This is a genomic window from Kitasatospora misakiensis (assembly GCF_042656005.1).
Classification (GTDB): Bacteria; Actinomycetota; Actinomycetes; order Streptomycetales; family Streptomycetaceae; genus Kitasatospora; species Kitasatospora misakiensis.
Genome location: NZ_JBHSOF010000038.1, coordinates 14221 through 39449, shown reverse-complemented (window position 1 = coordinate 39449; position 25229 = coordinate 14221). Strand labels below are relative to the sequence as shown.

Genomic DNA, 25229 nt, shown 5'->3' with positions numbered 1-25229 from the left:
GCCCAGGCTGCGGCCAAGACCCATCAGCAAAGGAACAGCAGTGACTGAAGAGAAGGCAGTAGAGGTCATCTCGGCCCTCATTTGCCGAGGTCGTCCGATTCACCCGGCCAGCATCTCTCCCGACACGAACCTCGTCGACGACCTGGGTTTCGACTCCCTCGATGCGGCCGAACTACTGGCCTCCGTGCACAAGGAGACGGGACAGCAGCTCGATGTGAGTTCCGTCAAAGACTTCCACACCGTGGGAGGCCTCGCGAAGAAGCTTTCCGACTCACTCACGGGAGGCCGGAAGTGATCGCCCCGCAGAAGCCTGTGTACGAGGAAGACAACCCCCTGGCCCTTCTCAACCAGTACCGTGCGGCCGAGGTCCACGGGACCGGCGTGATCATGCGGCTTGGCAGGCTCGCGGACGACGTCGAGCTGCGCAACAACCTCAGTCGCCACCTGCGCGACGAGGCCGTGCACGCCTGGCTCTGGACGAAAGCCATACGCGAGATGGACGGCCATATCGTCGAGGTCGACGAGCCCTACCAGACCCTTTTGGGCCAGCACTTCGGCATCCCCCGGAGCCTCGACGAGCTGCTCGCGCTGACCTGGGTCTCCGAGCGCCGGGGCTGCGAGCAGTACGAGGAGCACCTGGACGTCCAGGACATCCCCACCGTCATCCGCAGGACGCTGCGCGGCATCCTCAAGGACGAGATCTGGCACGTCTCCTACATCAACGAGGAGTTGCAGCGCCGGGCCCTGCGCGACCCGCGGATCCAGGACGTCATCGACCGGGCACTGGCCGCGGACGAGCGCACCATGGCCGAGCTTGCCGACATCGCGGCCGTCGGGCAGGGAACGCCTTCCGGAGCACAGGCATGACGACTGCACCGAGTCGTCGGGGCGACGCGCGAACGGAGGGTGTCGACACCGTCCTCCGGGGGCCGAGCAGCCCGAGCACGTATCCGAGCCTGGAGGAGATCGTCCGGCCGTACGACGCCGAGGAGTACGGCCTCACGGTCTCGGACGGACCGACCACCGTCCGGCTGAGCTACCCGGCACTCATGGCCCGCGCCGAGGCCACGGCGACCCGCCTCCGCGCGGCCGGCGTGACCCCGGGCACGTACGTGGCCTGCACCGTCAGCAACGACCTCGGCTCCGTACTGACGGCCCTCGGCACCTGGATGGCCGGCGGCTGCCTGGTCTCCGTGCCCCCGATGCCCCGTGACGCGCACGGGCTCTACACCGAACGGTTCACGCCGGTACTCGCGCGCATGGGCTGCGAGCTCTACGTCAGCGACGTGGATGCAGGACTGTTGCCGATCCCACCCGGCGCGCGCCTGCTGTCACAGTCGGCGCTCGCCGCCCCGGCGGAAGGCCGGAGCATCGTTCCCCAGCTCGCCGTACCGGACGCCGCGCTGGTCCAGTTCACGTCCGGCAGCATGGGCACGCCCAAGGGCGTGGTCATCAGCCGGGAACAACTCGCCAGCCAGATACAGGCGGGCCTCGCGGGGATGGAACTGGAGTACGGGCGGGACCGCATCGTCTCCTGGCTGCCGCTCTACCACGACATGGGACTGATCGCGATGTTCCTGTACGGGTTGGCGGCCCGTATCGATGTCGTGCTGATGCCCCCCGCGTCGTTCGCGACCCGGCCAGCGAGCTGGCTGACTACCCTCTCCCGCGAACGGGCCACCATCAGCGCTGCACCCAACTTCGCCTTCCGGCTCGCCGCAGCCGTGCCGTACGAGGACGGGCTCGACCTGTCCGGAATGCGGGCGTGCCTGAGCGGCGGCGAGCGCATCCATTGGCAGGCGCTGCTGGACTTCCACCGGACCGCCGGCCCGCTCGGCTTCCCTTGGGAGGCCATCCAGCCGAGCTATGGGCTCGCCGAAGGCGTGGTCGGAACCACCTCCAACCCGCTGGGACGCGGCCCCGTCCTCGGGCCGGACGGCCATGTCTCCCTCGGGGTTCCCCTGTCCGGCAACCAACTGCGCCTGCGCACGGGGCTCGAACCGACTGCGATCCACCTCGCCGGCGAGTCACGGTTCAGCGGCTACCAGACCGCCGACGGCTTCGTCCCGTCCGCAGGCGACTGGCACGACACCGGCGACGCGGGCTTCACCCACGACGGAGAGCTGTTCGTGCTCGGACGCCGCAACGAAGTGATCAGCTTGTCCGGGCACAACGTCTTCGCCGAGGACGCGGAGGCGGTCGCCCATCACGTCGGCGGCCGTCAGGTCAGGGCCTGCGCGGCTTTCCGGGATCCCTCCGACGAGAGCCGCTTCGCCCTGTTCGTCGAGGTGGGCCGCACCCTCGCCGGGGCGCCGGACTCGGCGGCCGCTCTGGCACGGGACATCCGCTCCTCAGTCAGCCGCACGATCGGAACACGGATCACCTCTGTCACGGTGGTCCGCCCCGGAAGCATCCCGAGAACGACCTCCGGAAAGGTGCAGCGCGCCGAGTGCCGTGGCCTGACCGGGAACAAGGGATTCGAACGCCGCATCATCACCGAGCTTCGCTAGTTCCACCTACGAGAACGGAAGGACTCTCCGATGTTCGCGAAGTTCATCTGGCTGGACGGCGAGTTGGTCGAGTGGAGCGAGGCAACTGTCCATGTGAGCATCCATGGCCTGCACTACGGCATCGGCTTCTTCGAGGGCATTCGCTGCCACGCCACGGACCGCGGGACCGTGGCCTTCCGGCTGTCCGACCACCTGAACCGGCTCGCACGCTCGGCAGCCGTCTACAACCTGCAGCTGCCTTATTCGACCGAGCAGCTCGCCCGGGCGTGCGCCGACGTCGTACGAGCGAACGGGCTAGGGGACTGCTACCTGCGTCCGATCGTCTTTCTCGGCGAGGGCCCGAACCCGCTCCGCGCCCCGCTCCGGACGGCCGTCATACCGAGCGAGCACGGCCCTCTGAACGGTCATCCGGCGAATCGTGGCGTGACGGCTCACATATCGAGCTTCCAGCGCATCACCGCGAACAGCCTGCCGCCGGCGGCCAAGGCGACCGGCCAGTACCTCAATGCCTTTCTCGCCCAGTCGGAAGCCATCCGGTCAGGCTGCGACGAAGCGATCATGCTCAATCCCGACGGATACGTCGCGGACGGCTGGGTGCACAACGTGTTCATCGTCAGGGGCGGCGTCCTGGCCACCCCGCCGCCGACGAGCGGGGCGCTCAGCGGCATCACCCGGGACTCCGTGATGGCCCTGGCCGCCGCGCGCGGAGTCCGGGTGGTGGAGGAGAACCTGGTCCGTAGCGACCTCTACCTGGCACAGGAGTGCTTCCTGACGGGCACCGCGGCGGGGATCGTGCCCGTGGTCTCCGTCGACGGACGCCGCATCGGCACGGGCGAGCCCGGCGAACTCACCGGGTCGCTGACCGCGGATCTCCACCGCGCGATCCACGACGCGGTCCGCCCGGACTGGCTGGAGGACGTCACATGACGTGGACAGCGGCGCCGACGCTCCACGAGACCGATCAGGCCGAGTACCGGGCCGACGTCGGCAAGGTACTGTCCTCCTTCGGCAAGGACGCGTTCGCACGCTGGGAACGGGAGGGCCACACCCCCCGGGAGGCCCCTGCGGCGCTCGGCGCAGCCGGTCTGTTCCGGCGCCGGTGGGAGGACGGGGCCGAAGGAGGGCTTCCCCTGCTGGTGGCCATGTGCCAGGAGATCTGCCGGGTCAGTGGCGGACTGGCCCTCGCTGCCATGGGGCACAGCGAGATCTTCATCGGCGCTCTCCGCTGGCTCGGCGAGACTCCCTCTCAACTCTCCCTGCTGGAAAGCGCACTCGACGGCCGGATCATCGGCTGCTTCGGGGCAACCGAACCGCATGGCGGATCGAACCTCCGCGGCGTGCGGACCACCGCGATCGCCGAGGGCAGCGGATGGCGTCTGAAGGGAACCAAGCGCTACATCTCCAACGTGGGCCGGGCCGACTACGTCCTGGTGCTGGCCAAGCCGGAGAAGCCGGAGCACGTGAGCGACCTGAGCCTCTTCCTGCTGCCGCTGGACCACCCGGGCGTCAGCATCGACGGCTTCTTCGACACGGTCGGCATGCAAGGCTGCGATGTGGGACAGATCACCTTCGACGTGACACTGCCATACGATGCGCTGCTGGGCCGACCCGGCATCGGGTTGCTGTACGCGACGCATCTGCTGCAGTTCGAGCGGCTGGCGATCTGCGCGCAGTTGACGGCTACGGCGGACACAGCCCTGCGGCTTGCCGTCGCCTACGGGCGGCGCAGGACGGTCGGCGACCAACGGATCCTGGATAAACAGGCGATCCGGCACAAGCTCGCCAACTGCCAGGCGGAACTTTGGAACCTGGAGAGCCGACTCTCGGAACTTGTCTCCGTCGCTCAGCGGAACGGCAAGATGCCCGCCCACGAGATCTCAGCCCTCAAGCTCGCAGCTGGCGAGAGCACCGGCCGAATCATCGACACTTGCATGCAGATCTTCGGCGCGCGCGGCTATTCGAAGAATTTCCCTCTCGAACGCCTCTGGCGGGATGCCCGTCTGGCACGCCTCGGGGGCGGCACGGACGAGGTCCTGTCCGATCTGATCGCATCCGGCCTTGACCGGCACGACCCGGACGCCGACGCTCTAATTGCACGCCTGGAGGCCCTCGACGCACCTCGCAATAGTCCTCAAACGCATTCTAGTGCCGCATCAAGCAACGTTCGCCCTGTTGTGGCATGACGCGTCGCCCGAGCGTGACTCGGGCGACGCGTCACCTGCCAGCATGTCCGGGTGGCAGACCGTTTACGGGTCCATGAGATCGATGATGACGAGGGCAGACGGCTGCTGCGGATCACCCGCAGAGGCACCGGGCCGGTGGTGACCTGGCGGCGAGCACAGATGGTGCTGCCGCCCGCCTAGGTCATGTCCGCGACAAAGACTGTCGAGGTGACGCCCACCGGCCCGGACCAGATCCGGAACGTGATCTACGACTTCAACGCCGACAGCTTCGACTCGCTCTACCCGAAGTACAAGGGCGGACGGCACGCTGCCCGAGCGCCGGGAGATCAAGAAGGTCGGCAAGTCCAAACCGGCCGAGTACGGCCTGCCCTTCTCGACCTGGAGTGTCGCCAAGCTGGCCGACTTCTTGGTCGCAGAGGGGTTGGTCGACGACATCAGCCACGAGGACCTTCCGGTCCTGTTCCGCGAAGAGGGCGTCTCCTTTCAACGCGTGAAGACCTGGAAGACCTCCCGCGACCCCGACTACGCCATCAAGAAGGCCCGCGTCGAACACCTTTACGCGATCACCGACGGCGAGGTCATACCCGAGGCAGGCGAACCCGAAGTCGTCTTCTGCCTCGACGAGTTCGGCCCTCTCAACCTCCAGCCCCACCCCGGCCGGCAATGGGCCGAACGCCGCGGCAAGGGCAAGGACCCCAGCCGCGACCCGCGGCCGCGACGTGCCACCTACACTCGGCCCACGACGCCCGGCACCTGTTCGCCGCCTACGATCTCGCCAAGGACAAGCTCTACGGCCACATCAAAAGGCCATGAGTCGCCCCAAGTCCCTGGAGTTCTGCCGCTACCTGCGTAGCCTCTACCCGACGACCGTGCCCGTCGCGATCGCGGCGGACAACTGATCGCCGCACCTGACCACCAAGCGCTGCCAGCGAGCCGGAGCAAACAACGTCGAGATCGCCTGCATCCCGACCGACTCCTCCTGACTGAACCGCATCGAGGCCCAGTTCAGCGCCCTGCGCTACTTCGCCCTCGACGGCACCGACCACCAAATCGTCTGACCTCCGCCGCACCACCCGTCCACGGAATCCCCGAATTCCCGTCCGGACTCGGATCCGCCGGCGCCTGCGGCGCACCCACGGCCGATACGCCTGGCCTGGCATCGCCTCCGACTCCAGAACGTCGGACAGTTACTGAGGCTTCGCCATCTTCGAACGGGCTGGTCACAGGGTCTGGCGTGACGGGCCGCTGGCGTACTCGTGCTGGTGGTGGGCGGCAGTCTGGCGTGTAGATCGTCTGGCAGGGAGGTCTTTGCGGATTCCGCTCTGTCCCTGTCCGCGTGGCTCCTACGCTCCGGTTCATGGTGGATCCCGATGTGTTGAGGAAGATCGTCGTGCGCCGCGCCGAGCTGGACGTGCTGGAGGAACAGCTGGTCAAACAGCTTGATCAGGTGCGGACCGAGCAGGAGGAACTCGCAGTCGCCGAGCGGGTGCTCGCGCGGATGGCCGAGCAGTTCGCCGCTGCGGAGGCGGCTTCGGCCGCGCCGGCTGAAGTGCAGGTCGCGGGCAGAGCCGTGCTGCTGATCCCTCATCGCGGGCCCGGCATGGCCCAGGACGTGCTGCCGCCGGACTACCAGCGGATCCTGGCCGTCGTGCGGGACGCGGGCGGCCCGGTGTCGACCAGGCGGGTCGGCGAGGAGCTGGGGCTGGAGGTGGCGGTGCGCGGCAAACTGGAACCACTGCGCGGGAAGCTGTCCAAGCTCGCCGGGCGGGGCTGGCTGCGCAAACTGCCCGACGGCAGGTTCACCACGCGTCTGTGACCTGCAGTGCTGCGGGCCCCAGACCGTAACCCGAGCGCCCCCGGCGGCCGTTGAGATTGTGTGACGAAAAACAACGGGCCCGCCGAGGGCGTCTCCACTTGTCTACCAGTGCCGGCTGAACCTGTCCACGAGCACCATCACCTACCTCGCCGACCTGCTGCGATCTCACCTGAAGGCGATCCGCTCCCCGTTCAGGACGCTGCCGCCGGGCCGGATCGCGGTGCTCGTGCTGGCGATGCTGCGGCACGACCAGCGCCTGCTCGACATGGCCGGCGGCAACGGCGTGCCCGAGTCCACCCTGCGGCGCTGGCGCGACGAGATGCTCGACCTCCTCTCGGCCAGGGCCCCACGCCTGGACCGGGCACTTCGCCAGATAGCCGCGCGGGGCGGGGAGGGCGTGCTCATCGACGGCACCCTGATCCCCACCCAGCGCCGCACCGGGAAGGCAGACCGCCCCAACTACTCGGGCAAGCACCACCGCCACGGCCTGCACTTCCTCGCCCTGACCGACGAGAAGGGCCGCCTGATCTGGATCTCCGCGGCCCGGCCCGGCCGCACCCACGACGCCACCGCCGCCCGCCGCGACAAGATCGTCGAGCACTTGAAGGCCGCCGGCCTCGGCGCACTCGCGGATCTCGGCTTCATCGGCGTGGACAAGCCCGAGGACCCTGACGACCTGGTCATCGTCACCGGCTACAAGGCCACCCGCGCCCGCAAGCTCACCCCGGGCCAGAAGCAGGCCAACCGGATCCTGGCCGCCGGACGCGCCCCGGTCGAACACGCCTTCGCGAACCTGAAGGCCTGGCGGATCCTCACCAAGCTCCGCACCGACCCAGGCCGCGCCACCGCTCTCCCGCGTGCTCTGCTCGTCCTGACCAACCTCGAAGTCAACCGCTGACGATGCCCTGACGAACGATCAAGAGCCAAGACTGCCGCCCACCACCAGCACGAGTACGCCAGCGGCCCGTCACGCCAGACCCTGTGACCAGCCCGTTCGAAGATGGCGAAGCCTCCCTGAAGAACACCATCGCGGTGTGGGTGCGGGTCATGGAGCAGGCGATCCGCGACGGCATCATCGAGATCAACCCCGCGCGCCTCCACGGCTGGCAGAGGCTGATCAAGAAGGCCGAGGACGAGGAGTTCGAACCGCGCGGCCTGGCCCTGCGCGACTGGGACGTGCTCGACCGCCTCGCCGAAGCCCTGGTCGAGGCCTCCTTCGGCAAGTACGAGGGCTGGGGCGACATCGTCCGCTTCGCCGGCGGCACCGGTGCCCGCATCGGCGAGGTCTCCGGCGTACGCGCCGGCGACATCGACACGGACAACTGGATCTGGAGGGTCTGCCGGCAGACCACACCAGGTCCCGGTGGCCTCATCGACAAGGGCACCAAGGGCAAGCGCTCCCGGCTGGCCCCCATCATCCCCGAGCTCCGCCCGAACATCGCATGGCGCATCTCGCGCGTCGGCGGCCGCCCCGATGCCCGGCTGTTCACCGGCCCCCGTGGCGGCCGGGTCACCACCGCGATCCTGCGTGACGCCACCCACTGGGACGATGTCGTCGTCGCGCTCGGCTACGAGTACCTCCGCCGACACGACCTTCGCCACACCGCACTGACATGGTTCGCCGACGCCGGCGTCCCGCCCCACGTCCTCATGCGCATCGCCGGCCACGGCCAGCTCACCACCACCCAGCGCTACCTCCACCCGGACCTTCGCTCCATCGAACGTGCCGGATCCCAGCTCACCACCTACATCAACGCCACCCGCGGCCTGCCCGGCCCGAAGGTCGAGGTCGAGCAGATCCGCCGGCTCGCCCTGGCCTCCTGACCCCGCAGCGGCAACCTCTCCAATTCACCAGTGCAGGCCCCAGGGATCTCGTCGGGGTGGTGCGGAGCACCGATGGCCAACGGCACCGCTCCACCTCGCGAGGCTCCGGAGCTCCCACGAACACCGTGCAGTTCCGCGCTCCCGATGCAACCCGCAAGCGGCCTCCGGGATTTGCAGCTCGAGCCGGCACCCGCGTGCACATCTTCAGAAGGCTGGCCGGACAGCAGCCTGCGCTCGTACGATCGAAGTATGCACATACGTACGGGACTCACTTCAAAGTGGGCTATTGACGGCGTATTGTGGTCAAAAGAGGACGGACTTCCGGACGGCCTGACCTATCCGGTCTTCGCCCATCTGATGGACACTGCGGCCGTCTGCCTAGCCCTGTGGGACCTGCACACGTCCGAGGGCCAGCAGCGGACGTTCACCGCCGGGCTGGGCCTTGATCCCGACTCCGGTACCGGCCGGGAGCGCGCCAGATCGCTGCTCGCCTGCTGGGCCGGATGGCACGACCTCGGGAAGATCGGAGCCTCCTTCCAGGTCAAAGTTCCTGAGGCGTTCGCCCAGTTGAGAGGCTACTCGCCGCTCGCTTCCGATACGCAAAGCCTGTCCCACGGTGCGGCCACCCAGCTCTACCTGGCTGTGCAGCTCCCCTCGCTCGGCTACGACGGCACCGGCAACGGCCTGCCTACGGCCTCGCCCGCACGCCGACTCGCCCAACTGCTGGGCGGCCACCACGGCCGGTTCTTCCCGCAGCCGAACCGCAACCGCCTTCGCCATCCGTCCCTCATCACCAGACTGTTGGGAGAAGGAAGGTGGGAAGAGCAGCGCCTTGCTCACCTGGCGGCGGTGGCACAGGCCGTGGGCGCTCCGGATCCACCGGCGGCGCTGTCAGTAGAGGCCGCAGTGCTGGCCGGGGAGATGGTGGTGCTCGCGGACTGGCTGGCTTCCCAGCTCCACTTCGTCGTCGACCAGTTGGAGCACCTGTCCGAGCCGGGCGACCCGGCCCTGGTGGTCCGTCACTGGGAGCGGGCGGTTACGGCCGGGCCCGGACTGGTGGAGAACGCAGGCCTTGGTCTGCCGGTGTGGAAGGAGACTCCGGTGTCATGAGGTTCGTCGACTGGTTCCGGTTCGAGCCGAACTCCTTGCAGAAGTCGCTGCTGACGTCGCTGCGCGGGTGCGCGGCGCCGGGCGCGGCGGGGTTGTTGGTGCTGATGTGGCCGACAGGGAGCGGGAAGACCGAGGGCGGCCTGTGGTCGGCGCGCTGGATGGGCGGGCCCCGTATGGGCGTTCACCTGGCCCTGCCGTCGGTGGCCACCACCGACTCCGTGTACTGGCGGGTCTGGCGGTGGGCACGGCGTGCGCTGGCCGTGTCGTCTCCGGTGACGCTGGCGCACAGCCGGGCCGGCCGGGGTGCGCAGGGCGCGGTTCTCAGTCACGACGACGGCGAGGGGCTGGTGCTGGAGGCCGCGCCGGAGTTCCTCCAGGGGCGCGGGCGGCTGGTGGTGGCGGGGGTGACGGTTTCCACGATCGACCAGGTGCTGCTGGCGGGCTTGAGGATCCGGCACAACGTGTTGCGGATCGGCGGCCTGACCCGCAAGGTGCTGGTGGTGGACGAGTGCCACGCCTACGACCCCTATATGCAGTGCCTGTTGCGGACCGTGCTGGCCTGGTGGGGCGCACTCGGTGTGCCGGTCGTGCTGATGTCCGCCACACTGCCGCGCTCGGTGGCCCGCTCGCTGGCCGCGGCCTACCTGTCGGGGTCCGCGCCGGGTGTGCCGCTGCCGGAGTTCAGTCCCGCGTACCCGGGGTGGTTCCACGTGGACGGCGCCACAGGCCATCCGACGGTGCAGGCGGTGGACGCCGAGCGAACGAGGATCCTGAGCGTGCGGTTGACCGGCTTGCCCGGATCGCACCGGGCGACACGCCGTGACGTGCTCCCGGCCTGCGACAGGGCCCGCGCCCGGGTCGTGGCGAAGCTGTTCGAGCACGGCTGGCAGCGGTTGTGTGTGCTGGTGGTCTGCAACACGGTGGCCTCCGCGCAGAACACCGCGCTGGCACTGCCGGCCGTTCTGCCGACGGACATCGAGGTGCTCCTGGTCCACGCGCACTACCGTGAGATGGACCGTACGGGCGTCACCACGAACGTGGAGGCGGCTTTCGGCAAGGACCGCGCCCACCGTCCCCGGCGCGCGGTGCTCGTGACGACCCAGGTGTGCGAGCAGTCGCTGGACCTGGATCTGGACCACGTGGTCACCGATCTGGCGCCGCTGGCGACGATCATCCAACGGGTCGGCCGAGGACGTCGCCACGCCGAGCACTCCCGTGTCCGAGTGCCGGTCACCGTGTTGGTGCCGCAGACCGCGGAGGGCCTGCCCGACGACGGCCGATGGGAGGCGATCTACAGCACCGCCGCGGTGCGGATCAGCCGCGAACTGCTGGAAAGCCACGGGGTGATCACGGAACCCGATGACGTTCAGGCCCTGCTGGAGGCTCTCGAAGCGCGTCTGGGCGGCGGCAGTGCGGACGAGGACGTGCTGTCGCACCTGGAGGGCGAGCAGGCGATGGCGGAGGCGGCCCGCCCGGTGGTCATCCCCCATCCTCGGGAGCTGGTCGACCTGTTCGACCTCACGGACCTGTCCGGTTCGGACGAGGAGGCCGCCACGCGGTACCGGCTCGACAGCGTCCAGATCCTCCCGCTGTGGCGCCGACCCGACGGGAACCTCTCCCTGGAGCCGGACACCGATCTTCCGCTCCCCGTCCTCCTGCCGCACGACCTTGAGCCGATCCGCGAGCGCCTGCTCTCCACCCGGCACGCCACCTGGCAGAAGCACCTCGGCGCCGACGCCCAGCCCCCCGCCGGCTGGGCGGGCGACAAGCGCCTGGGACCGCTCGTTCTGCTCGTACACCCGGCCCCGGGAAAGGCGGTGCACGCCGCCGGGTGGACCGTGTTCTACGACCGCTACCTGGGCCTGGTGACCCGGCCACCGCCACCGAAGGAGTGAGCGATGAACGCCCCGGCCGACGACTTCGACCTGGCACACGGGGCCTGGATCGACTGCCGGTACCGCGACGGCACCACCCGCCGCACCGGCCTGTACGAGGCGGTCTCCGACGCGTCCTCGATCGCGGACCTCACCCTGCCCTACCCGATCGCCTACGGCGCCCTCTACCGGATCGCCGCAGCCATCGCCTACCGCGTCACCGGCCTGGACCGCCTGCGCCCCGGCGAAACCGCCACCGACTGGTACCGGCGGCGCAACGCCCACTTCGCGACTGGCTTCGACCAGCGCGCCGTGGACCGGTACTTCCGCAAGCACGCCGCCCACCTGCGCCTCTACCACCGGCACCGCCCCTTCCTCCAGGACCCGCGGCTGGCCGAGGAGTGCCCCCGTACCTCGGGCATCGGCAAGCTGGTGATCGGCCGCCCCGTCGGCAACGCCCGGCCCTGGTTCTCCGACACCGCGAGCCAGCACCACGCGGTCCCGGTGCCCTCCGGTGAAGCGGCGCTGCAGGCCCTGATGTGGGCCTACTACGGAAGCGGCGGAGCGTTGAGCACCCGGTCCCACCAGGGAGTGAGCGCGCATGCCGGCTGCATGGCCGCCGTGCTGCGCGGTACCGTCGGCTACCACCCGATCGGCCCCGACCTGCACACCACGCTACTGGCCCACCTGACTCCGCCCGGCGTCGACGGCCACCAGGACGACTTCGCGTCCTGGGAGAATCCGGCGCACGCCGACCCGACCCGGCCTCCCCCTTCCCCCACGGGCCCGGTCTCCCTGCTCGCCGCCCGCACCAGGCACGCGATCCTCCTCGTCCCGAGTGCCGACGGCCGCTTCGCCACCGACTGGTACGTGACCTGGGGAGCGCGCAACGCGCCCCACAAGCCCGGCAGGGACGCGGGCGGGCACGTAGAACCGTTCCCCGACCCCTTCCTGTCCTACCAGCGCTCCCGCGAGAGCGGCGCCCCCTCCTCCGCAGTGAAGGCAGACGGCGGAAGGCAGTTGTTCCGCGACCTCGATGTGCTGCTCAACGACCCGGCCACCGAGCCGCAACGGGCACGACGCGCACCGACCCGGCCCCAGGTCCTCGCCTCCTGCGACCAGATCCCCGACGAGGTGGCGGACACCCTGCGGCTTCGCGTGGTCGGCGCCGAGCAGGACCGCGAGAAGAGCAACGACCACCAGTGGTGGACCACCACCACGCCACCGCTGCTCACCCACAGCGCCGCGCGCGACCCGGAAGGCGCCCAGCACATCAGCGAGGCCGTCAACGAAGCCGACCTTGCCGAACGGCACCTCGACAATGCCCTGGCCGCGGCCTTCGAGGACCGTTCCGCCGACACGCGGGCCCGCAAGGCACGCATCGCCCTGCGGTTCTGGCCCGTCGCCGACGCCATCTTCTGGAACCTCTACGGCACCGGTCGGCTCGACGACGCCACGCGCCGCATGCGCGTGGCCGCACTGGACGCCTTCGACCAGCTGACCGCCGACCTCGTCCGCAATCCTTCCGCCGGCGAGCGCATTGCCCGAGCCCGCGCCCGTCTGCCCCTTCCCCCGAGGAAGGCCGCATCGTGACCACCACCACGCCCTCACCGCGCCGCACCCGTGCCGCGAAGTTCGTCGACCACATCGCCCATGCCATCGCCACCGACCGAGCCGCCCACCGGGCACTGGCCAGCGGACTCGGCCCTTGGCGCGACCAGCAGCCCCCCAGCCCGATGCACGAGTACGTCGCCCCTTGGCTGCCCCCGAACCTGCACCCGAACCGCCAGCGCGCCTACTACACCGTCGCCGCCCTGATGAGCAGCGCGACCCGCTCCGGCACCGGCTCGCGGACCAGCCTCGGCACGGCCCTGGGACACGCCTCGACGCATATGTCCCCCGCCACCACGAAGCACCAGCTGAACCGGCTCGTGCGGCCGAACCCCGACGGCCCCTACGAGGACCTGCGCGGCGCAGTACGCCTCACCGACAACGCCGGCGTCGCCCTCGACTGGGCCCGCCTGCTCACCGAGCTCGACAGCTGGTACTTCGACGGTCCCCGCACGTGCACCACCTGGCAACAGGACTACTTCCGCGCCACCGCGCGCCACGAGAGAAGCAACGATCATGACTGACACCCCGGTTCCCGCAGCCTTCCTGGACATCCACGTCCTGCAGACGATCCCGCTGTCCGGGCTGAACCTGGACGGCGACGGCTGTCCGAAGTCCGTCGTCCTCGGTGGAGCGACCCGCGCGCGCATCAGCGGCCAGGCCAAGAAGCGCCCCGTGCGACTGCACATCGAGGAAGCCCTCCCCGACCAGGCGTCCGCACGCACCCGCCGCCTCGTCCACGAGGTCCGCGACCTACTCGTCCGCGACGAGGGCTGGGGCGAGGAACTCGCGACGTTCACGGCACTCGACGTCTTCGCCGCCGCCACCGGCGGACGCATGTCCCTGGGCAGCTCCGCCGACGACATCCAGGCGAAGGACCGGCTGGCCACCGCTGCCCTCATCTACACCCCCGCCACCACCGCCCACCGCATGGCTGCCACCGCCGCCGGGCGCAGGCACGACTACGAGATCGCCTTCAAGGAAGCCGAATCCGGCACGGCTAAGCCCCGAAGCGGGCGCGGGGCCAAGAAGGACAAGGAGCAGGAGACGGCCATTACGGTCACCGACCCGGCCGACGTCCACGGCCTGCTCGCCGACGCCAACGCCGCGATCGCCCTGCTCGGCCGGACCCTCATGGAGATCGACGGCGCCGAACGTGACGCCTGCGTCCAGGTCGCCTCCGCCTTCACCACCCACGAGGCACAGATCGAGATCGACTTCTTCGTCGCGGTCGACGACTACGCCGCCAAAACCCAGGGCGTGCCCAGCGTCGGCCTGATCGGCGACCAGCGCCTCGTCGCCGGCACGTTCTACATGTTCTCCACCATCGCCCTACGGAACTTCACCGACGCCGTCGACAACGACCTGCTCCTCGCACGCGCGGTCTGCCGCGCCTACATCGACGGGTTCATCCACACCGTGCCGAAGACCGGCCAAACCGCCTCGGCCGCCTGGACCCTGCCCGACCTCGTCCACCTCGCCGTACGCACCGACCGGCCCGTCAACCTCTCCACCGCCTTCGACAAGCCCGTCACCGGCCGCCAGGGCCACGCCGACCCCTCCATCACGCGACTGTCCGACTACGCGAAGACCATCCAGCGCCTGACCGCTGGCCGCGGCCTCCTCCACTCCGTCCACGCCTACACCGGCACCACCAAACTCCCCGGCCTCGGCACCCGCGTCGACACCTTCGACCAGACCGTCGAGTCCGCCCTCGACGCCGCCTTCGGGACCACGCCATGAGCACCCGTCAGGCCCTCGTCCTGCGCCTCACCGCGCCCATGCAGTCCTGGGGGGCCCGCGGGGGCTTCACCGACTACCGCGACACCGCCCCTCACCCCACCCGCTCCGGCGTCATCGGCTTCCTAGGCGCCGCCCTGGGCCAGCCCCGCGACGAAGCCCCAGGCCCGCTCACCGCCCTCGACATCGCCGTCCGCGTCGACCGGCCCGGCAGCCCCATGGAGGACTACCACACCATCGGCGGCCAGAGCCCCACCGAGGTCGTCCCCTGCGCGGACGGCGGACGTCGCGCCGGCGCCGTCATCACCCACCGCGCCTACCTCGCCGACGCCGCCTTCACCGTCGTCCTCACCGGCCCGGCCGCCCTCCTACGCAGGGCCTGCGACGCCCTCGACCACCCCGTCCACCCGCCCTACCTCGGACGCCGCGCCTGCCCCCCGGCCGCCCCCTACAACCTCGGCATCCAGCACGGCAGCGTCACCCACATCCTCAAAACCGCACCCCTCGACCAAGAACCCCCACACGCCGACGAACCCGTGACCGTCGACGTCATCACCACCATCGCCCCCGACGACCCTCGCGCCACCCACACCCTCAACGACGACCCCCAGGGCACCCGCCACTTCGCCGAACGAACCCTCGCCCGCTCCACCCTCATCCTGCCCGCCGCACTGTGCATCGGCCGCGACGCCACCACCCGCTACACCCGGCTCCACGAATACCGCTACGGCCCCCAACCCGACCCCCAGAAGGCACGATCATGACCACCGCCCACCTCACCGAGATCCGCCTCAACACCACCTCCCGCGACGTCCAGGCCGACCTGCGCCACGGCGGACTCGGCTTCCACCGCCGCACCGAACGCCTCTTCCTCCCCGACGGCTACACCGCCCCCAGAACCAACAGCACCGGCCCCCGCCCCGACCTCGGACTCCTCTGGCGCCTCGACACCACCCGCATCGGCCTCCAACTCCTCATCCAGTCCACCGACCCACCCGACCTCACCACCATCCCCGACCACTACGGCACCACCCGCACCACCGAACTCGGCCCCTACCTCGACCACCTCACCACCGGCCAACACGTCCACTACCGCCTCACCGCCAGCCCGGTCCACTGGGCCCGCGACAAGACCACCGGCAAACCACTGCGCAACCGCATCCCCTGCACCGGCCCCGACATCACCCACTGGTGGACCCGCCGAGCCCCCGACCTCGGCCTCGACCCCTACACCACCACTACCTTCCAACTCACACCTGTCACCGGCGCCGCCGACCACAACCCCCGCATGCGCCTACCCCTCACCCGCTACGACGGCCTCGCCACCATCACCGACCCCACCCACCTGCGCACCGCCATCCTCCACGGCATCGGCCGCGCCAAAGCCTTCGGCGCCGGCCTCCTCACCCTCGCCCCACCCAACTGACCCAACCCGCCCCGCTCCTTGACAACTGAACAAAACAGCGCCACCCAGCCACCAACACCGCAGCTCACGAAGGGTCCGCCCCGCGCGGCCGGGGGTGTGCCCTCGACCGTCATGGACGGCCTGCGGTCCCTGGAGTCCGCCCCGCGCGGCCGGGGGTGTGCCCCACAGCTGGGCGTCGGTCACGAGCAGGGAGTGGTCCGCCCCGCGCGGCCGGGGGTGTGCCCCCGGCCGGCCTCAAGGAGTGGCCGAGTTCGGTGTCCGCCCCGCGCGGCCGGGGGTGTGCCCCAGCAGCCGGCCCGCACCCGGACGACGAGCTGGTCCGCCCCGCGCGGCCGGGGGTGTGCCCAGAGCCAGGACGGCGTTGCGCTCCGCGGCGCTGTCCGCCCCGCGCGGCCGGGGGTGTGCCTCCAGTAGGCGTCAGCGCCCTTCGGATCGTTGAGTCCGCCCCGCGCGTCCGGGGGTGTGCCCACCACCCGCCGCGGCCCCCTCCGATTCCAGGAGTCCGCCCCGCACGGCCGGGGGTGTGCCCCCTGCGGAAGCGGGACCGAGCCGTCCATGCCGGTCCGCCCCGCGCGGCCGGGGATGTGCCGGTCGACACCTACGCCAAGATCGGCGACGCACTGTCCGCCCCGCGCGGCCGGGGGTGTGCCTATCGAGAAGACCACTTCCGCAGGTTCTCGGTGGTCTGCCCCGCGCGGCCGGGGGTGTGCCCTGGTACAGGGTGACGGTGGTGGGGATGCCGGTGTCCACCCCGCGCGGCGGGGGTGTGCCGGTGTCGACCCTGGCCGCTCTGGACAACCAGTTGTCCGCCCCGCGCGGCGGGGGTGTGCCCTCCAGCGGCACGCTGCCGTCGGCCCGCAGCCGGTCCGCCCCGCGCGGCCGGGGGTGTGCCAGGTCGGCTGCTGTCCCATTCGTTGCGCGGGTCGTCCGCCCCGCGTGGCCGGGGGTGTGCCCCAGTGCCCGAACGCGGGGGCGAAGTCCTCGAAGCCCGCCCCGCGCAGCCGGGGGTGTGCCCTACCCGGCGGGGCAGGCGTGGGGCTGAACCGCGTCCGCCCCGCGCGGCCGGGGGTGCGCCGCCCACCGCGTCGCCGAGCGGGACGACCTGGCAGTCCGCCCCGCGCGGCCGGGAGTGTGCCCTGAGTTCCGTACCCATTCATGGTGTTCAGAAGGTCCACCCCACACGGCCGGGGGTGTACCTGCCTAATTCGGTGGCACCATGGAGCGCGCGCAGTTCGCCCCGCGCCGCCGGGGGTGTGCCCTGGTCCACCATGTCGCCCAGGTAGTTCGCGAAGTCCGGCCCCGCGCAACCGGGGGTGTACCCGAGCGCCCTCTGATGTGGATCGGCAGCGGGCTGTCTACCCCGCTCAGCCGGGGGTGTGCCCTTGATGGCGTACCAGGGGGCGGTGACGCACTGGTCCGCCCCGTTCGGCCGGGGGTGTGCCGCGTGACCACTCGCGCCGTCGCGGCGATGGTCACTGTGCGTAGATGATCACGGGTCGCAGGCAGGTCCCCGAACCGGCCTGAGGAAGCACCCGGGAGGCGGCGGGCGACGCCTCCGGCGGAGGTCACGAAGTCGACTGACGTCTTGACAGATTCGGAGACGGTCGCTCAACTGCCCGAAAACATGGCCGGATTGCGCCAGGGGGTGTCGAAGAATCGATGATTACGATTTGGTCTCGGTCACCATGGGTAGTCAATTTCGAGGCGGGAAATGCCCGCTGGGAGACCCCTTGGCCCCCGGATGCGACCACTTCGAGGCCACTTGGTCCCCAACTGGTCCCCAACCGCATGCGACCAACTGTTTGTTGAACCTGACGCCATGTCATGCAAAAGGCCGCTGACCTGGGCATTAACCCGGCCAACGGCCTTTCCGACTCACGTCGGGACGACAGGATTTGAACCTGCGACCCCTTGACCCCCAGTCAAGTGCGCTACCAAGCTGCGCCACGTCCCGTGGTCTCGTGGCCCGGGCGGAGCCTGGGGGGGCTCTGCTTCGGGTTTCTCGACCTTGTCGGCCGGTTGTCCCGGCGACGAGGAAAACAATACAGCACGTCGGGGGGTGCTCGCTGCAGGGTTGTCGGGGGTGGGAGGGGGTGGGGGTCAGGGGGTGGGGTGGCGGGCGTCGTAGCGGAGGAAGGCGGGGCGGCGGGCGGCGAGGAGGAGGATGGCGGCGACGCAGGCGAGGCCGCCGGTGACGACGGAGACGGCCGGGCTGGTGAGGGAGGCGACGGCGCCGGATTCGAAGTCGCCGAGGCGGGGGCCGCCGGCGACGACCACGATGAAGACACCCTGGAGGCGGCCGCGCATCTCGTCGGGGGCGGCGACCTGCATCATCGTGTTGCGGAAGATCATGCTGATGGTGTCGGCGCAGCCGGCGGCGGCGAGCAGGAGGAGGCCGAGCCAGAGGTCGCGGACCAGGCCGAAGGCGGCGATGGCGAGGCCCCAGGCGGTGACGGCGGCCAGGACGGCGGCGCCCTGGCGGTGGACGCGGGCGACCCAGCCGGAGAAGAGGGCGCCAGCCAGGGCGCCGACGGCGGGGGCGGCGGTGAGCAGGCCGACGGTGCGGGCGTCGCCGCCGTAGAAGGTGACCGCGATGGCCGGGAAGAGGGCGCGCGGCATGCCGAAGATCATGGCGGCCAGGTCGGCGAGGAAGCTGGTGCGGAGGTTGGGCTGCTCGCGCAGGAAGCGGAGGCCGTCGAGGACGGAGGCGCGACCCTTGCGTTCGCCGAGCGGGAGCATGGCGGGCAGGCGCCACATGGCGTAGAGGGTGGCGGCGAAGGCGACGGTGTCGACGAGGTAGGCGGCCTGGACGCCGTAGGCGCCGATGAGGACGCCGCCGAGCATGGGGCCGACGGTGAGGCCGAGGTTCATGCTGACGGTGTTCAGGGCGTTGGCGGCGGGCAGTTGGTGGGAGGGGACGAGGCGCGGGATCATCGCCGAGCGGGCGGGCGAGGCGAGGGCGAAGAAGCCGGCCTGGAGGGCGACGGCGGCGTAGAGGATCGCGACGAGGCCGAGCCCGGCGATCGCCTGGGCGGCCAGGACGGCGGAGACGACGGCGAGGCCGGCCGAACCGACGAGGCCGAGGCGGCGGCGGTCCACGGTGTCGGCGATCGCGCCGCCGTAGAGGCCGAGGGCGACCAGCGGTACGAGGGAGAAGAGGCCGACCAGGCCGGCGGCGAAGGTGGAGCCGGTGAGGTCGTAGACCTCGACGGCGACGGCGACGGCCGTCATCTGCTGGCCGATCGAGGAGACGGACTGACCGAACCAGACCCGCCGGTAGTCGGCGTGGTCGCGCAGCGGGCTCAGGTCAGCGAAGGCCCCGCGGGCGAACCGCCGGTACCAGGCCTGCGACTCCGAGGCGGCGAGGGCGGAGACGGCAGACGGAGAGGGAGCGGGGGTGGCGTCGGAGGGCGCCGACGGCGAGCCCCCGTCGGCCGGGGAATTGGCAGGATGATTGGTCGACACAGTCCCCCATCGTCGTCCCGGCCCCCCGGGTCACGGACACCGGGGGGCGTTTGCGACGGCTGGGCCCGGACCGCTACCGGGTGAGGACCTGCTTCTCCCCCGCCTCCACGGCGAAGTCCAGCCGGTTGCCGGGCGGCGGGAACGGGCAGATGAAGTGGTCCGCGAACGCGCACGGCGGCAGGTAGGCGCGGTTCAGGTCCAGCACCGTGTGGCCGTCCGCGTCCGGCGTGGGCAGGGTGACGAACCGGAAGCGGTAGGTGTCCCGGCCGCTGGTGGCGTCGGCGATCACCCCGAACAGGCGGCCGTCGCCGGTGCGGCTGACCGTCAGGGTGCGGTGCTCGCCGGCGACGGTGAACGCGATCCGGCCGGTCACCGCCAGCGGGCGCTCCTTGCCGTCGGCGTTCGGGACGAGCACCGCCTGCCCGGTGCCCTCCTCGAACGGCGTGAAGACCGCCGGGACGGCCCACTCCGGCGAGTAGGGGTAGGCCGAGATCCCGGCGAACGACGCCCGGCGGGGCGACGCCGGGTCGAAGACCCGCAGCGCCAGCTCGCCCTCGCGCTCGATGGGCACCAGCAGCACCTCGCCCAGCGCGGCGGTGTCCGCCGCGGGGTCGGTGTCGGGGCGCAGCAGCACCTCGCCGTCCACGGGGGCGTCCGCGCCCGCGACGGTGAGGCCGTCGGCCGCCGCCGCCCGGAGCCGGACGCCCTCGGCGTCCGCCCACCAGGCGCCGGGCAGGCCGGCGATCTGCGCCGGCTCCGGCTCCAGCCAGTGCGTGCCGGTGAGCGCCAGCTGACCGTGCGGGGTGCTGACGGTCGCCGCCCGCCCGTCGCTCCAGTGCTTCCATTCCTCCGCGGCCGTCGCCGTCATCGGCTCGCCCTCCCACTCCCGTCCAGGGCCCGCGGGGCGGGCCGTCCGTTCTCCGTCACCTCTTCGAACACCGGGTACCCGGGCGAGGCATTCCCCGCACCGGTTCCCGTCGCACAGCCATCACACACCGTCACACGGCGTCGCAGTGGTCAATACTCCGGTCACACCGGACGCCGGACGCCGAGCCCGGCCCGCGCTCACTGGTCGCTCACTGATCGCTCACTGGTCCTTGATCCGCCGGAACAGGCCCTCCTGCACCACCGTGACCACCAGTTGCCCGCTGCGGTCGAAGATCTGGCCGCGGGCGAGGCCGCGGGCCCCGTGGGCGATCGGGGACTCCTGCTGGTACAGCAGCCAGTCGTCGGTCCGGAACGGCCGGTGGAACCACATCGCGTGGTCGAGCGAGGCCATGTCGAAGTGGCGGGTGCCCCAGAGCGGCTCGACGGGGGCGCGGACGGCGTCCAGCAGGGTCATGTCGCTCGCGTAGGTGAGCGCGCAGACGTGGATCAGCGGGTCGTCGGGGAGTTCCCCGTTGGTCCGCAGCCAGACGCCGCTGCGCGCCTCGACGCCGGCGAGCTCCTCGGTGCGCCAGCGCAGCCGGTCGACGTAGCGGATGTCGAAGGGCTGGCGCCGGCTGATGAACGGCGGCAGCTCGCCGAGCCGGGAGCCGACCTCGTCCAGGGCGCTCGGCAGCTTCTCCGGGTCCGCCACGGCGGGCATCGGGAACTGGTGCTCGATGCTGTCGGGCTCCGGGGTGTGGAAGTCGGCGGTCAGCGCGAAGATCGACCGCCCGCCCTGGATCGCCAGCACCCGGCGGGTGGTGAACGAGCGGCCGTCCCGGAGGCGGTCCACCTGGTAGACGATCGGCACGCCCGGCACCCCGGGGCGCAGGAAGTACGCGTGCAGCGAGTGGACCGGCCGGTCGCCGTCCACGGTGCGCCCCGCCGCGACCAGCGCCTGCCCGGCCACCTGCCCGCCGAACGTGCGCTGGAGCGCCTCCTCGGGGCTGCGCCCGCGGAAGATGTTCAGCTCGATCTGCTCGAGGTCCAGCAGTGCGACGAGATCGTCGACCGGGGTAGCCATGGGACACGTCCTCTCCGGGCCGCCACCCGGACCGGAGGTCTTCCGCCCGGCTGTCGGCAACCCGTTCTCTCGAATTCTCCAGCTCAATCGAATTCCTCAGCGAGCCGGGGCATTCCCCGTGCGGAGGGCCACAGCCGTCGATTCACTCGAACGAGGTCGAACAGTAGCCCCCCCACCCGGGCCCCGTCGGCGTCCCCCTCGGTCACAGGCCCGACTGCCGGACGGTGATGTTCAGCCGGCCGGTCAGCCCCAGCGCCGGGTCCGCCGTGCCGGGCAGCGTCCGCACCACGCCGTGGTACGCGAACCGGGCGGGCCCGCCGAACACCAGTAGGTCTCCGCTGCGCAGCTCCAGGTCCGTCCACGGCCTGGTCCTGGTCTCGGTGTTGCCGAGGCGGAAGACGCACGAGTCGCCGAGCGACAGCGAGACCACCGGGGCGTCGACCCGCTCGTCACGGTCCTGGTGCAGGCCCATCCGGGCACCGTGCGGGTAGTGGTTGACGATCGCGATGTCCGGCTCGTAGCCGACGGCGCCGGTGATGCCCTCGACGGCGGACCCGTACGCCTCGGCCACCGCCCGCCGGGCGAGCTCGCCGAGCTCCGGCGGGAACGGTTTGACGGGCGTGCCGTCCTCGGTGGTGCTGGAGTAGCCGTACGGATACCAGTGCCGGCCGAGGCTGACCATCCGGACGGACATCGTCCCGCCGGTGGGCATCCGGACGGTGTGCATCCCGGCGGGCGGGCGCGCCCAGTCGCGGCAGGCGGCGACCAGCCGGAGCTGCGCGGCCGCGTCGAGCCAGCCGGGGAGCAGCACCGCGCCCGGCGCCGGCTCGGACCGCCCACGCTCGGGGGAGGCGTCGAAGAGTCCGCCGAACAACTCGCCCTGGCTCACGCCTCCATCCTCGCGCACCCCTCCGACAACGGCCGGGCACTCCGAAGGCCGACGGCGCCGGGTACGCCGACGGCCGCCTCCCCGTCGTACGGGGAGGCGGCCGTGGGGTGTCCGTGTCCGGTCGACGGACCGGCAGGCGGACCGGCAGGCGGACCGGCAGGGCCGGGACCGACCGGAGTGAACCGGAGCGACCGAACGCGAGGGACTCGCGCCGGATCAGACGGTCAGGGTCTGGCCCGGGAAGATCAGGTCCGGGTTGGCACCGATGACCTTGGTGTTGTTGTCGTACAGGGCGTGCCAGTCGATGCCCTTGGCGGCGGCGATCTTGCTCAGGGTGTCGCCGGCCTTGACGGTGTAGGTGCCGTTGACCTGCTCGGCGTCGTTCGAGGTCCAGGACTTGCCGGACTTCGCGGCCTTGGGGGCCTCGACAGCCTTGGGCGCGGCGTCGGCCTTCGGCGCGGCCTTGGGAGCCTCAACAGCCTTGGGGGCCTCAGCAGCCTTCGGCGCGGCCGGCTTCGGGGCCTCGGCGGCCTTCGGGGTCGCGGCGGCGGCCGGGGCGGCCGGCTTCGCGGCCGGGGCGGTGGTCGCCGGGGCGGCGGTGTCGACCGCGGCCGGGGTGCCGCCCTTGGTCAGACCGGCCTTGACGGAGCAGACGGGCCAGGCGCCCGGGCCCTGCGAGGCGAGGACCTTCTCGGCGACGGCGATCTGCTGCGCCTTGGTGGCCAGGTTGGCCTGCGCGGCGTAGGCGGTGCCACCGAAGGCGGCCCAGGTGCTGGAGGTGAACTGCAGACCGCCGTAGAAACCGTTGCCGGTGTTGATGGCCCAGTTGCCGCCGCTCTCGCACTGGGCGACAGCGTCCCAGGTGGAGACCGAGGCGGCGGAGGCCGAGGTGGCCGTGACGAGGCCGGCCACCGGCAGGGCCGCGACAGCGGCGCCCGCCACGACAGCCATCCGAACGCGGTTGCGCTTGGTGACGGCGGTGGGGGTGGCAGCGGCGGTCTCGTTACGGAAAGTCATGGGGTTCCTCTCGACAGCCCCGGGCGGGCATGCGGAACCAAGCCCTGGAAGGGGACTGGAATCGCTCGCCGCGTCCGTCGGGCGGCCGGAAACGTGTCGGACGTTCCGCGCCGCCCCGGCCACCCGCCACACACCGGCGACCTGTTCGAGCGGTCGCGTCGGCGGGCACTGCCGGCGCCGGCGTGAGCCGGCGGGCTGTACGTCGGGGGTGAACCCGGGTGGTGCTCGTTGCACCGCCAATGAAGCTACGAGGCGGGCCGCCGGGGACCAAACACTTAGGAGTCTCCCCAGCTCAGCGGGGTGTTACCGGCGGTAATGACCATGCAAACCTGTCCAATATGTCCGTTTTAGCCGTCATTTCCTAGATCAAACATCATCGGGCCGTGACTCACCTCACCGTTCAATTCCGGCAGTCCCGCCCTCGACATCGACAGATTGCGACGCCTGAAGCACCCTCCGCGATCGAATCCGAGGCAATTCCCGTCACCCCTACCCCCCACCCGTGACCCCTGCCACAGGGGCCCGTTGGTAAGGGCGGCCGGGCAGCCGCCGCCTCCCGGCTCGAACAGACCCGACCCCGAGCCCCACCGCGTTCGACCCCCGCACCACCCGCCCGACCCCGTCCCACCCCGCACACCCGATCCACCACACCGCACCGAGGAGACCCAGTGCCGCGCATGCTCGACGTCAGCGACGAGGTCCGATCCGAGATCGGCGACGACGAGGCCGACCGCCTGCTCGGCGGCGCCCACGCACCCGACAGCTACGAATGCACCTCCTGCCGCACCCCCGGCGACGCCCTCCAGGAGCCGACCAGCACCGTGCTGTTCGTCGGCGACGAGACGGCGGTCCTCGCCTTCGCACACGCGCGCTGCATCCCGTCCCAGGTGGTCCCGGTCGCCGAGGAGCAGCTGGCCGGGGCCGTCCGCTCCATCAGCCAGGCCCAGGGCGACCCGTCCGCCGACACCGCCGCCCGGCCGCAGCCGCCGGCCCCGGCAGCCGTCCCGGCCCCCGCCCCGGCGCCGGACGCGGCGGCCGACCCGGCCGGACGGACGAGCGCGCCCGGCCAGGCCGCGATCCTCGGCATCACCTGCGGGCTGGTCCTGCACGGCGACGCCGGCCACGCCTCGCTGGTCGTCGAGCCGACCGGGCCGGTCGGCCGACCGGGCAACACCACCGGCGAGGACGAGTTCCTCGACCTGCTCCAGGACGCGGGCTTCCAGTCGGTCACCGAGCTCGACAAGACGCCGGACCAGCTGCCCGGCTGGTCGGTACTGGTCGCGATGGGCAAGCTGCACGCGATCCTCCAGCCGGCGGCGGCCGGGGGCAGCACCGGCTGGTGGCAGGCCCACCAGCCGCTCCAGGTGACCGACGCCTGGCGGTTCGCCGCCAACCAGCTCGGCGAGGTGACCATGTACGCCGTCCCGGCGGGGATGGTCGGCCGGCAGCCGCGCGAGGACCTGCTGCGCCAGGCACTGGAGCGGGCGGTGTCGCTGGGTCAGGTGGTCGCCGCCTCCCTCCCGCTCGCCGGCACCTGAGCCGCCCCGGGCCCCGTGAGCAGCCGCCCCGGGCCCGGTGAGCGGCCGCCGCGGACCGGCGGCCGCCCTTCCGGTGGAGGCCGCCCGTCCCCGCGGAGCGGCCTCCACCGGAAGGGCGGCGCCCGGCCGTGGCGCGCCCTTGGCCTGCCGACCCGCGCGGGTCACCGACCGGCACAGGCCACCTTCCGGCCGGGCCCGCACACCCCGCATCCCCCGGCGCCCTGGCTCGTTGGGCCCTGCGTGTACAGCTACGACGTCCCCGCGTCCCCCCGTCG

General features: G+C 71.3%; 21 protein-coding genes, 1 tRNA gene, 1 pseudogene and 1 CRISPR repeat array. Of the genes and pseudogenes, 17 read left to right on the top strand and 6 right to left on the bottom strand.

Annotated elements, in window-relative coordinates; all coding sequences use genetic code 11:
* The first annotated feature begins 40 nt into the window (after positions 1 to 40).
* From ACFP3U_RS25410 to ACFP3U_RS25335, 16 genes and pseudogenes are all read left to right on the top strand, one after another.
* The gene (locus ACFP3U_RS25410) at positions 41 to 295 is read left to right on the top strand and encodes an acyl carrier protein (RefSeq protein WP_380227972.1); all 255 of its coding nucleotides are present in this window, start codon (positions 41 to 43) and stop codon (positions 293 to 295) included.
* 92 nt (positions 296 to 387) lie between these two features.
* Positions 388 to 867: a ferritin-like domain-containing protein gene (locus ACFP3U_RS25405; RefSeq protein ID WP_380227971.1), complete on the top strand. Its 480-nt coding sequence runs from the start codon at positions 388 to 390 to the stop codon at positions 865 to 867.
* The gene (locus ACFP3U_RS25400; RefSeq protein WP_380227970.1) at positions 864 to 2510 is read left to right on the top strand and encodes an AMP-binding protein; all 1647 of its coding nucleotides are present in this window, start codon (positions 864 to 866) and stop codon (positions 2508 to 2510) included. The genes ACFP3U_RS25405 and ACFP3U_RS25400 overlap by 4 nt, the downstream gene beginning before the upstream one ends.
* Positions 2511 to 2540: 30 nt before the next feature.
* Positions 2541 to 3437, top strand: coding sequence for a branched-chain amino acid transaminase (locus ACFP3U_RS25395; protein ID WP_380227969.1), 897 nt, complete (start codon positions 2541 to 2543; stop codon positions 3435 to 3437).
* The gene (locus ACFP3U_RS25390; RefSeq protein WP_380227968.1) at positions 3434 to 4693 is read left to right on the top strand and encodes an acyl-CoA dehydrogenase family protein; all 1260 of its coding nucleotides are present in this window, start codon (positions 3434 to 3436) and stop codon (positions 4691 to 4693) included. The genes ACFP3U_RS25395 and ACFP3U_RS25390 overlap by 4 nt, the downstream gene beginning before the upstream one ends.
* Positions 4694 to 4744: 51 nt before the next feature.
* Positions 4745 to 5739, top strand: a pseudogene (locus ACFP3U_RS25385) (transposase); the annotation flags it as partial.
* A gap of 311 nt (positions 5740 to 6050) precedes the next feature.
* On the top strand, positions 6051 to 6509 hold the full coding sequence (locus tag ACFP3U_RS25380) for a hypothetical protein (RefSeq protein WP_380227966.1): 459 nt from the start codon (positions 6051 to 6053) through the stop codon (positions 6507 to 6509).
* 235 nt (positions 6510 to 6744) lie between these two features.
* Entirely contained in the window at positions 6745 to 7407 is a 663-nt protein-coding gene (locus ACFP3U_RS25375) for a transposase family protein (protein WP_380228009.1), read from the top strand.
* A gap of 83 nt (positions 7408 to 7490) precedes the next feature.
* A complete protein-coding gene (locus ACFP3U_RS25370) occupies positions 7491 to 8333 on the top strand; it encodes a tyrosine-type recombinase/integrase (RefSeq protein ID WP_380227965.1) in 843 nt (280 codons plus the stop codon).
* Positions 8334 to 8582: 249 nt separating this feature from the next.
* A complete protein-coding gene (locus tag ACFP3U_RS25365) occupies positions 8583 to 9443 on the top strand; it encodes a CRISPR-associated endonuclease Cas3'' (protein WP_380227964.1) in 861 nt (286 codons plus the stop codon).
* The gene (gene cas3, locus ACFP3U_RS25360) at positions 9440 to 11338 is read left to right on the top strand and encodes a CRISPR-associated helicase Cas3' (protein ID WP_380227963.1); all 1899 of its coding nucleotides are present in this window, start codon (positions 9440 to 9442) and stop codon (positions 11336 to 11338) included. Before ACFP3U_RS25365 ends, cas3 begins: the two co-directional genes overlap by 4 nt.
* A gap of 3 nt (positions 11339 to 11341) precedes the next feature.
* A complete protein-coding gene (gene casA, locus ACFP3U_RS25355; RefSeq protein ID WP_380227962.1) occupies positions 11342 to 12910 on the top strand; it encodes a type I-E CRISPR-associated protein Cse1/CasA in 1569 nt (522 codons plus the stop codon).
* Positions 12907 to 13452 (top strand): type I-E CRISPR-associated protein Cse2/CasB, encoded by a 546-nt coding sequence (casB, locus tag ACFP3U_RS25350; RefSeq protein WP_380227961.1) that lies wholly within the window; start codon positions 12907 to 12909, stop codon positions 13450 to 13452. The genes casA and casB overlap by 4 nt, the downstream gene beginning before the upstream one ends.
* Positions 13445 to 14671, top strand: coding sequence for a type I-E CRISPR-associated protein Cas7/Cse4/CasC (gene cas7e, locus ACFP3U_RS25345; RefSeq protein ID WP_380227960.1), 1227 nt, complete (start codon positions 13445 to 13447; stop codon positions 14669 to 14671). The genes casB and cas7e overlap by 8 nt, the downstream gene beginning before the upstream one ends.
* Positions 14668 to 15432 (top strand): type I-E CRISPR-associated protein Cas5/CasD, encoded by a 765-nt coding sequence (gene cas5e / locus ACFP3U_RS25340; RefSeq protein WP_380227959.1) that lies wholly within the window; start codon positions 14668 to 14670, stop codon positions 15430 to 15432. The genes cas7e and cas5e overlap by 4 nt, the downstream gene beginning before the upstream one ends.
* Entirely contained in the window at positions 15429 to 16094 is a 666-nt protein-coding gene (locus tag ACFP3U_RS25335) for a type I-E CRISPR-associated protein Cas6/Cse3/CasE (protein WP_380227958.1), read from the top strand. Before cas5e ends, ACFP3U_RS25335 begins: the two co-directional genes overlap by 4 nt.
* Positions 16095 to 16167: 73 nt before the next feature.
* Positions 16168 to 16806: a CRISPR direct-repeat array (repeat unit 29 nt; unit sequence GTCCGCCCCGCGCGGCCGGGGGTGTGCCC).
* A gap of 1168 nt (positions 16807 to 17974) precedes the next feature.
* Here the strand turns inward: ACFP3U_RS25335 and ACFP3U_RS25330 are convergent.
* The 6 genes from ACFP3U_RS25330 to ACFP3U_RS25305 form a co-directional block, all read right to left on the bottom strand.
* Positions 17975 to 18048: transfer RNA gene (locus ACFP3U_RS25330), tRNA-Pro, on the bottom strand.
* A gap of 146 nt (positions 18049 to 18194) precedes the next feature.
* A complete protein-coding gene (locus tag ACFP3U_RS25325) occupies positions 18195 to 19559 on the bottom strand; it encodes an MFS transporter (protein ID WP_380227957.1) in 1365 nt (454 codons plus the stop codon).
* A gap of 73 nt (positions 19560 to 19632) precedes the next feature.
* Positions 19633 to 20427 (bottom strand): DUF1684 domain-containing protein, encoded by a 795-nt coding sequence (locus tag ACFP3U_RS25320; RefSeq protein ID WP_380227956.1) that lies wholly within the window; start codon positions 20425 to 20427, stop codon positions 19633 to 19635.
* A gap of 219 nt (positions 20428 to 20646) precedes the next feature.
* Positions 20647 to 21510, bottom strand: a complete 864-nt coding sequence (locus ACFP3U_RS25315; RefSeq protein WP_380227955.1) for an acyl-CoA thioesterase — start codon at positions 21508 to 21510, stop codon at positions 20647 to 20649.
* Positions 21511 to 21712: 202 nt separating this feature from the next.
* Positions 21713 to 22399: an alpha-ketoglutarate-dependent dioxygenase AlkB family protein gene (locus ACFP3U_RS25310; protein ID WP_380227954.1), complete on the bottom strand. Its 687-nt coding sequence runs from the start codon at positions 22397 to 22399 to the stop codon at positions 21713 to 21715.
* A gap of 216 nt (positions 22400 to 22615) precedes the next feature.
* Entirely contained in the window at positions 22616 to 23416 is an 801-nt protein-coding gene (locus ACFP3U_RS25305; protein WP_380227953.1) for a transglycosylase family protein, read from the bottom strand.
* Positions 23417 to 24084: 668 nt separating this feature from the next.
* Between ACFP3U_RS25305 and ACFP3U_RS25300 the strand changes: the two genes are divergently transcribed.
* Complete coding sequence (locus ACFP3U_RS25300) at positions 24085 to 24954, top strand: hypothetical protein (RefSeq protein WP_380227952.1); 870 nt, start codon at positions 24085 to 24087, stop codon at positions 24952 to 24954.
* Positions 24955 to 25229 lie beyond the last annotated feature (275 nt).

Bases quoted from the DNA above. Each gene is read 5' to 3' on its own strand.
- ACFP3U_RS25365 (WP_380227964.1), top strand. From the start codon at position 8,583: ATGCACATACGTACGGGACTCACTTCAAAGTGGGCTATTGACGGCGTA.
- ACFP3U_RS25315 (WP_380227955.1), bottom strand. From the start codon at position 21,510: ATGGCTACCCCGGTCGACGATCTCGTCGCACTGCTGGACCTCGAGCAG.
- ACFP3U_RS25305 (WP_380227953.1), bottom strand. From the start codon at position 23,416: ATGACTTTCCGTAACGAGACCGCCGCTGCCACCCCCACCGCCGTCACC.
- ACFP3U_RS25320 (WP_380227956.1), bottom strand. From the start codon at position 20,427: ATGACGGCGACGGCCGCGGAGGAATGGAAGCACTGGAGCGACGGGCGG.
- cas7e (WP_380227960.1), top strand. From the start codon at position 13,445: ATGACTGACACCCCGGTTCCCGCAGCCTTCCTGGACATCCACGTCCTG.
- casA (WP_380227962.1), top strand. From the start codon at position 11,342: ATGAACGCCCCGGCCGACGACTTCGACCTGGCACACGGGGCCTGGATC.
- ACFP3U_RS25380 (WP_380227966.1), top strand. From the start codon at position 6,051: ATGGTGGATCCCGATGTGTTGAGGAAGATCGTCGTGCGCCGCGCCGAG.
- ACFP3U_RS25375 (WP_380228009.1), top strand. From the start codon at position 6,745: ATGCTGCGGCACGACCAGCGCCTGCTCGACATGGCCGGCGGCAACGGC.
- ACFP3U_RS25335 (WP_380227958.1), top strand. From the start codon at position 15,429: ATGACCACCGCCCACCTCACCGAGATCCGCCTCAACACCACCTCCCGC.
- ACFP3U_RS25405 (WP_380227971.1), top strand. From the start codon at position 388: ATGCGGCTTGGCAGGCTCGCGGACGACGTCGAGCTGCGCAACAACCTC.
- ACFP3U_RS25390 (WP_380227968.1), top strand. From the start codon at position 3,434: ATGACGTGGACAGCGGCGCCGACGCTCCACGAGACCGATCAGGCCGAG.
- ACFP3U_RS25395 (WP_380227969.1), top strand. From the start codon at position 2,541: ATGTTCGCGAAGTTCATCTGGCTGGACGGCGAGTTGGTCGAGTGGAGC.
- cas5e (WP_380227959.1), top strand. From the start codon at position 14,668: ATGAGCACCCGTCAGGCCCTCGTCCTGCGCCTCACCGCGCCCATGCAG.
- cas3 (WP_380227963.1), top strand. From the start codon at position 9,440: ATGAGGTTCGTCGACTGGTTCCGGTTCGAGCCGAACTCCTTGCAGAAG.
- ACFP3U_RS25400 (WP_380227970.1), top strand. From the start codon at position 864: ATGACGACTGCACCGAGTCGTCGGGGCGACGCGCGAACGGAGGGTGTC.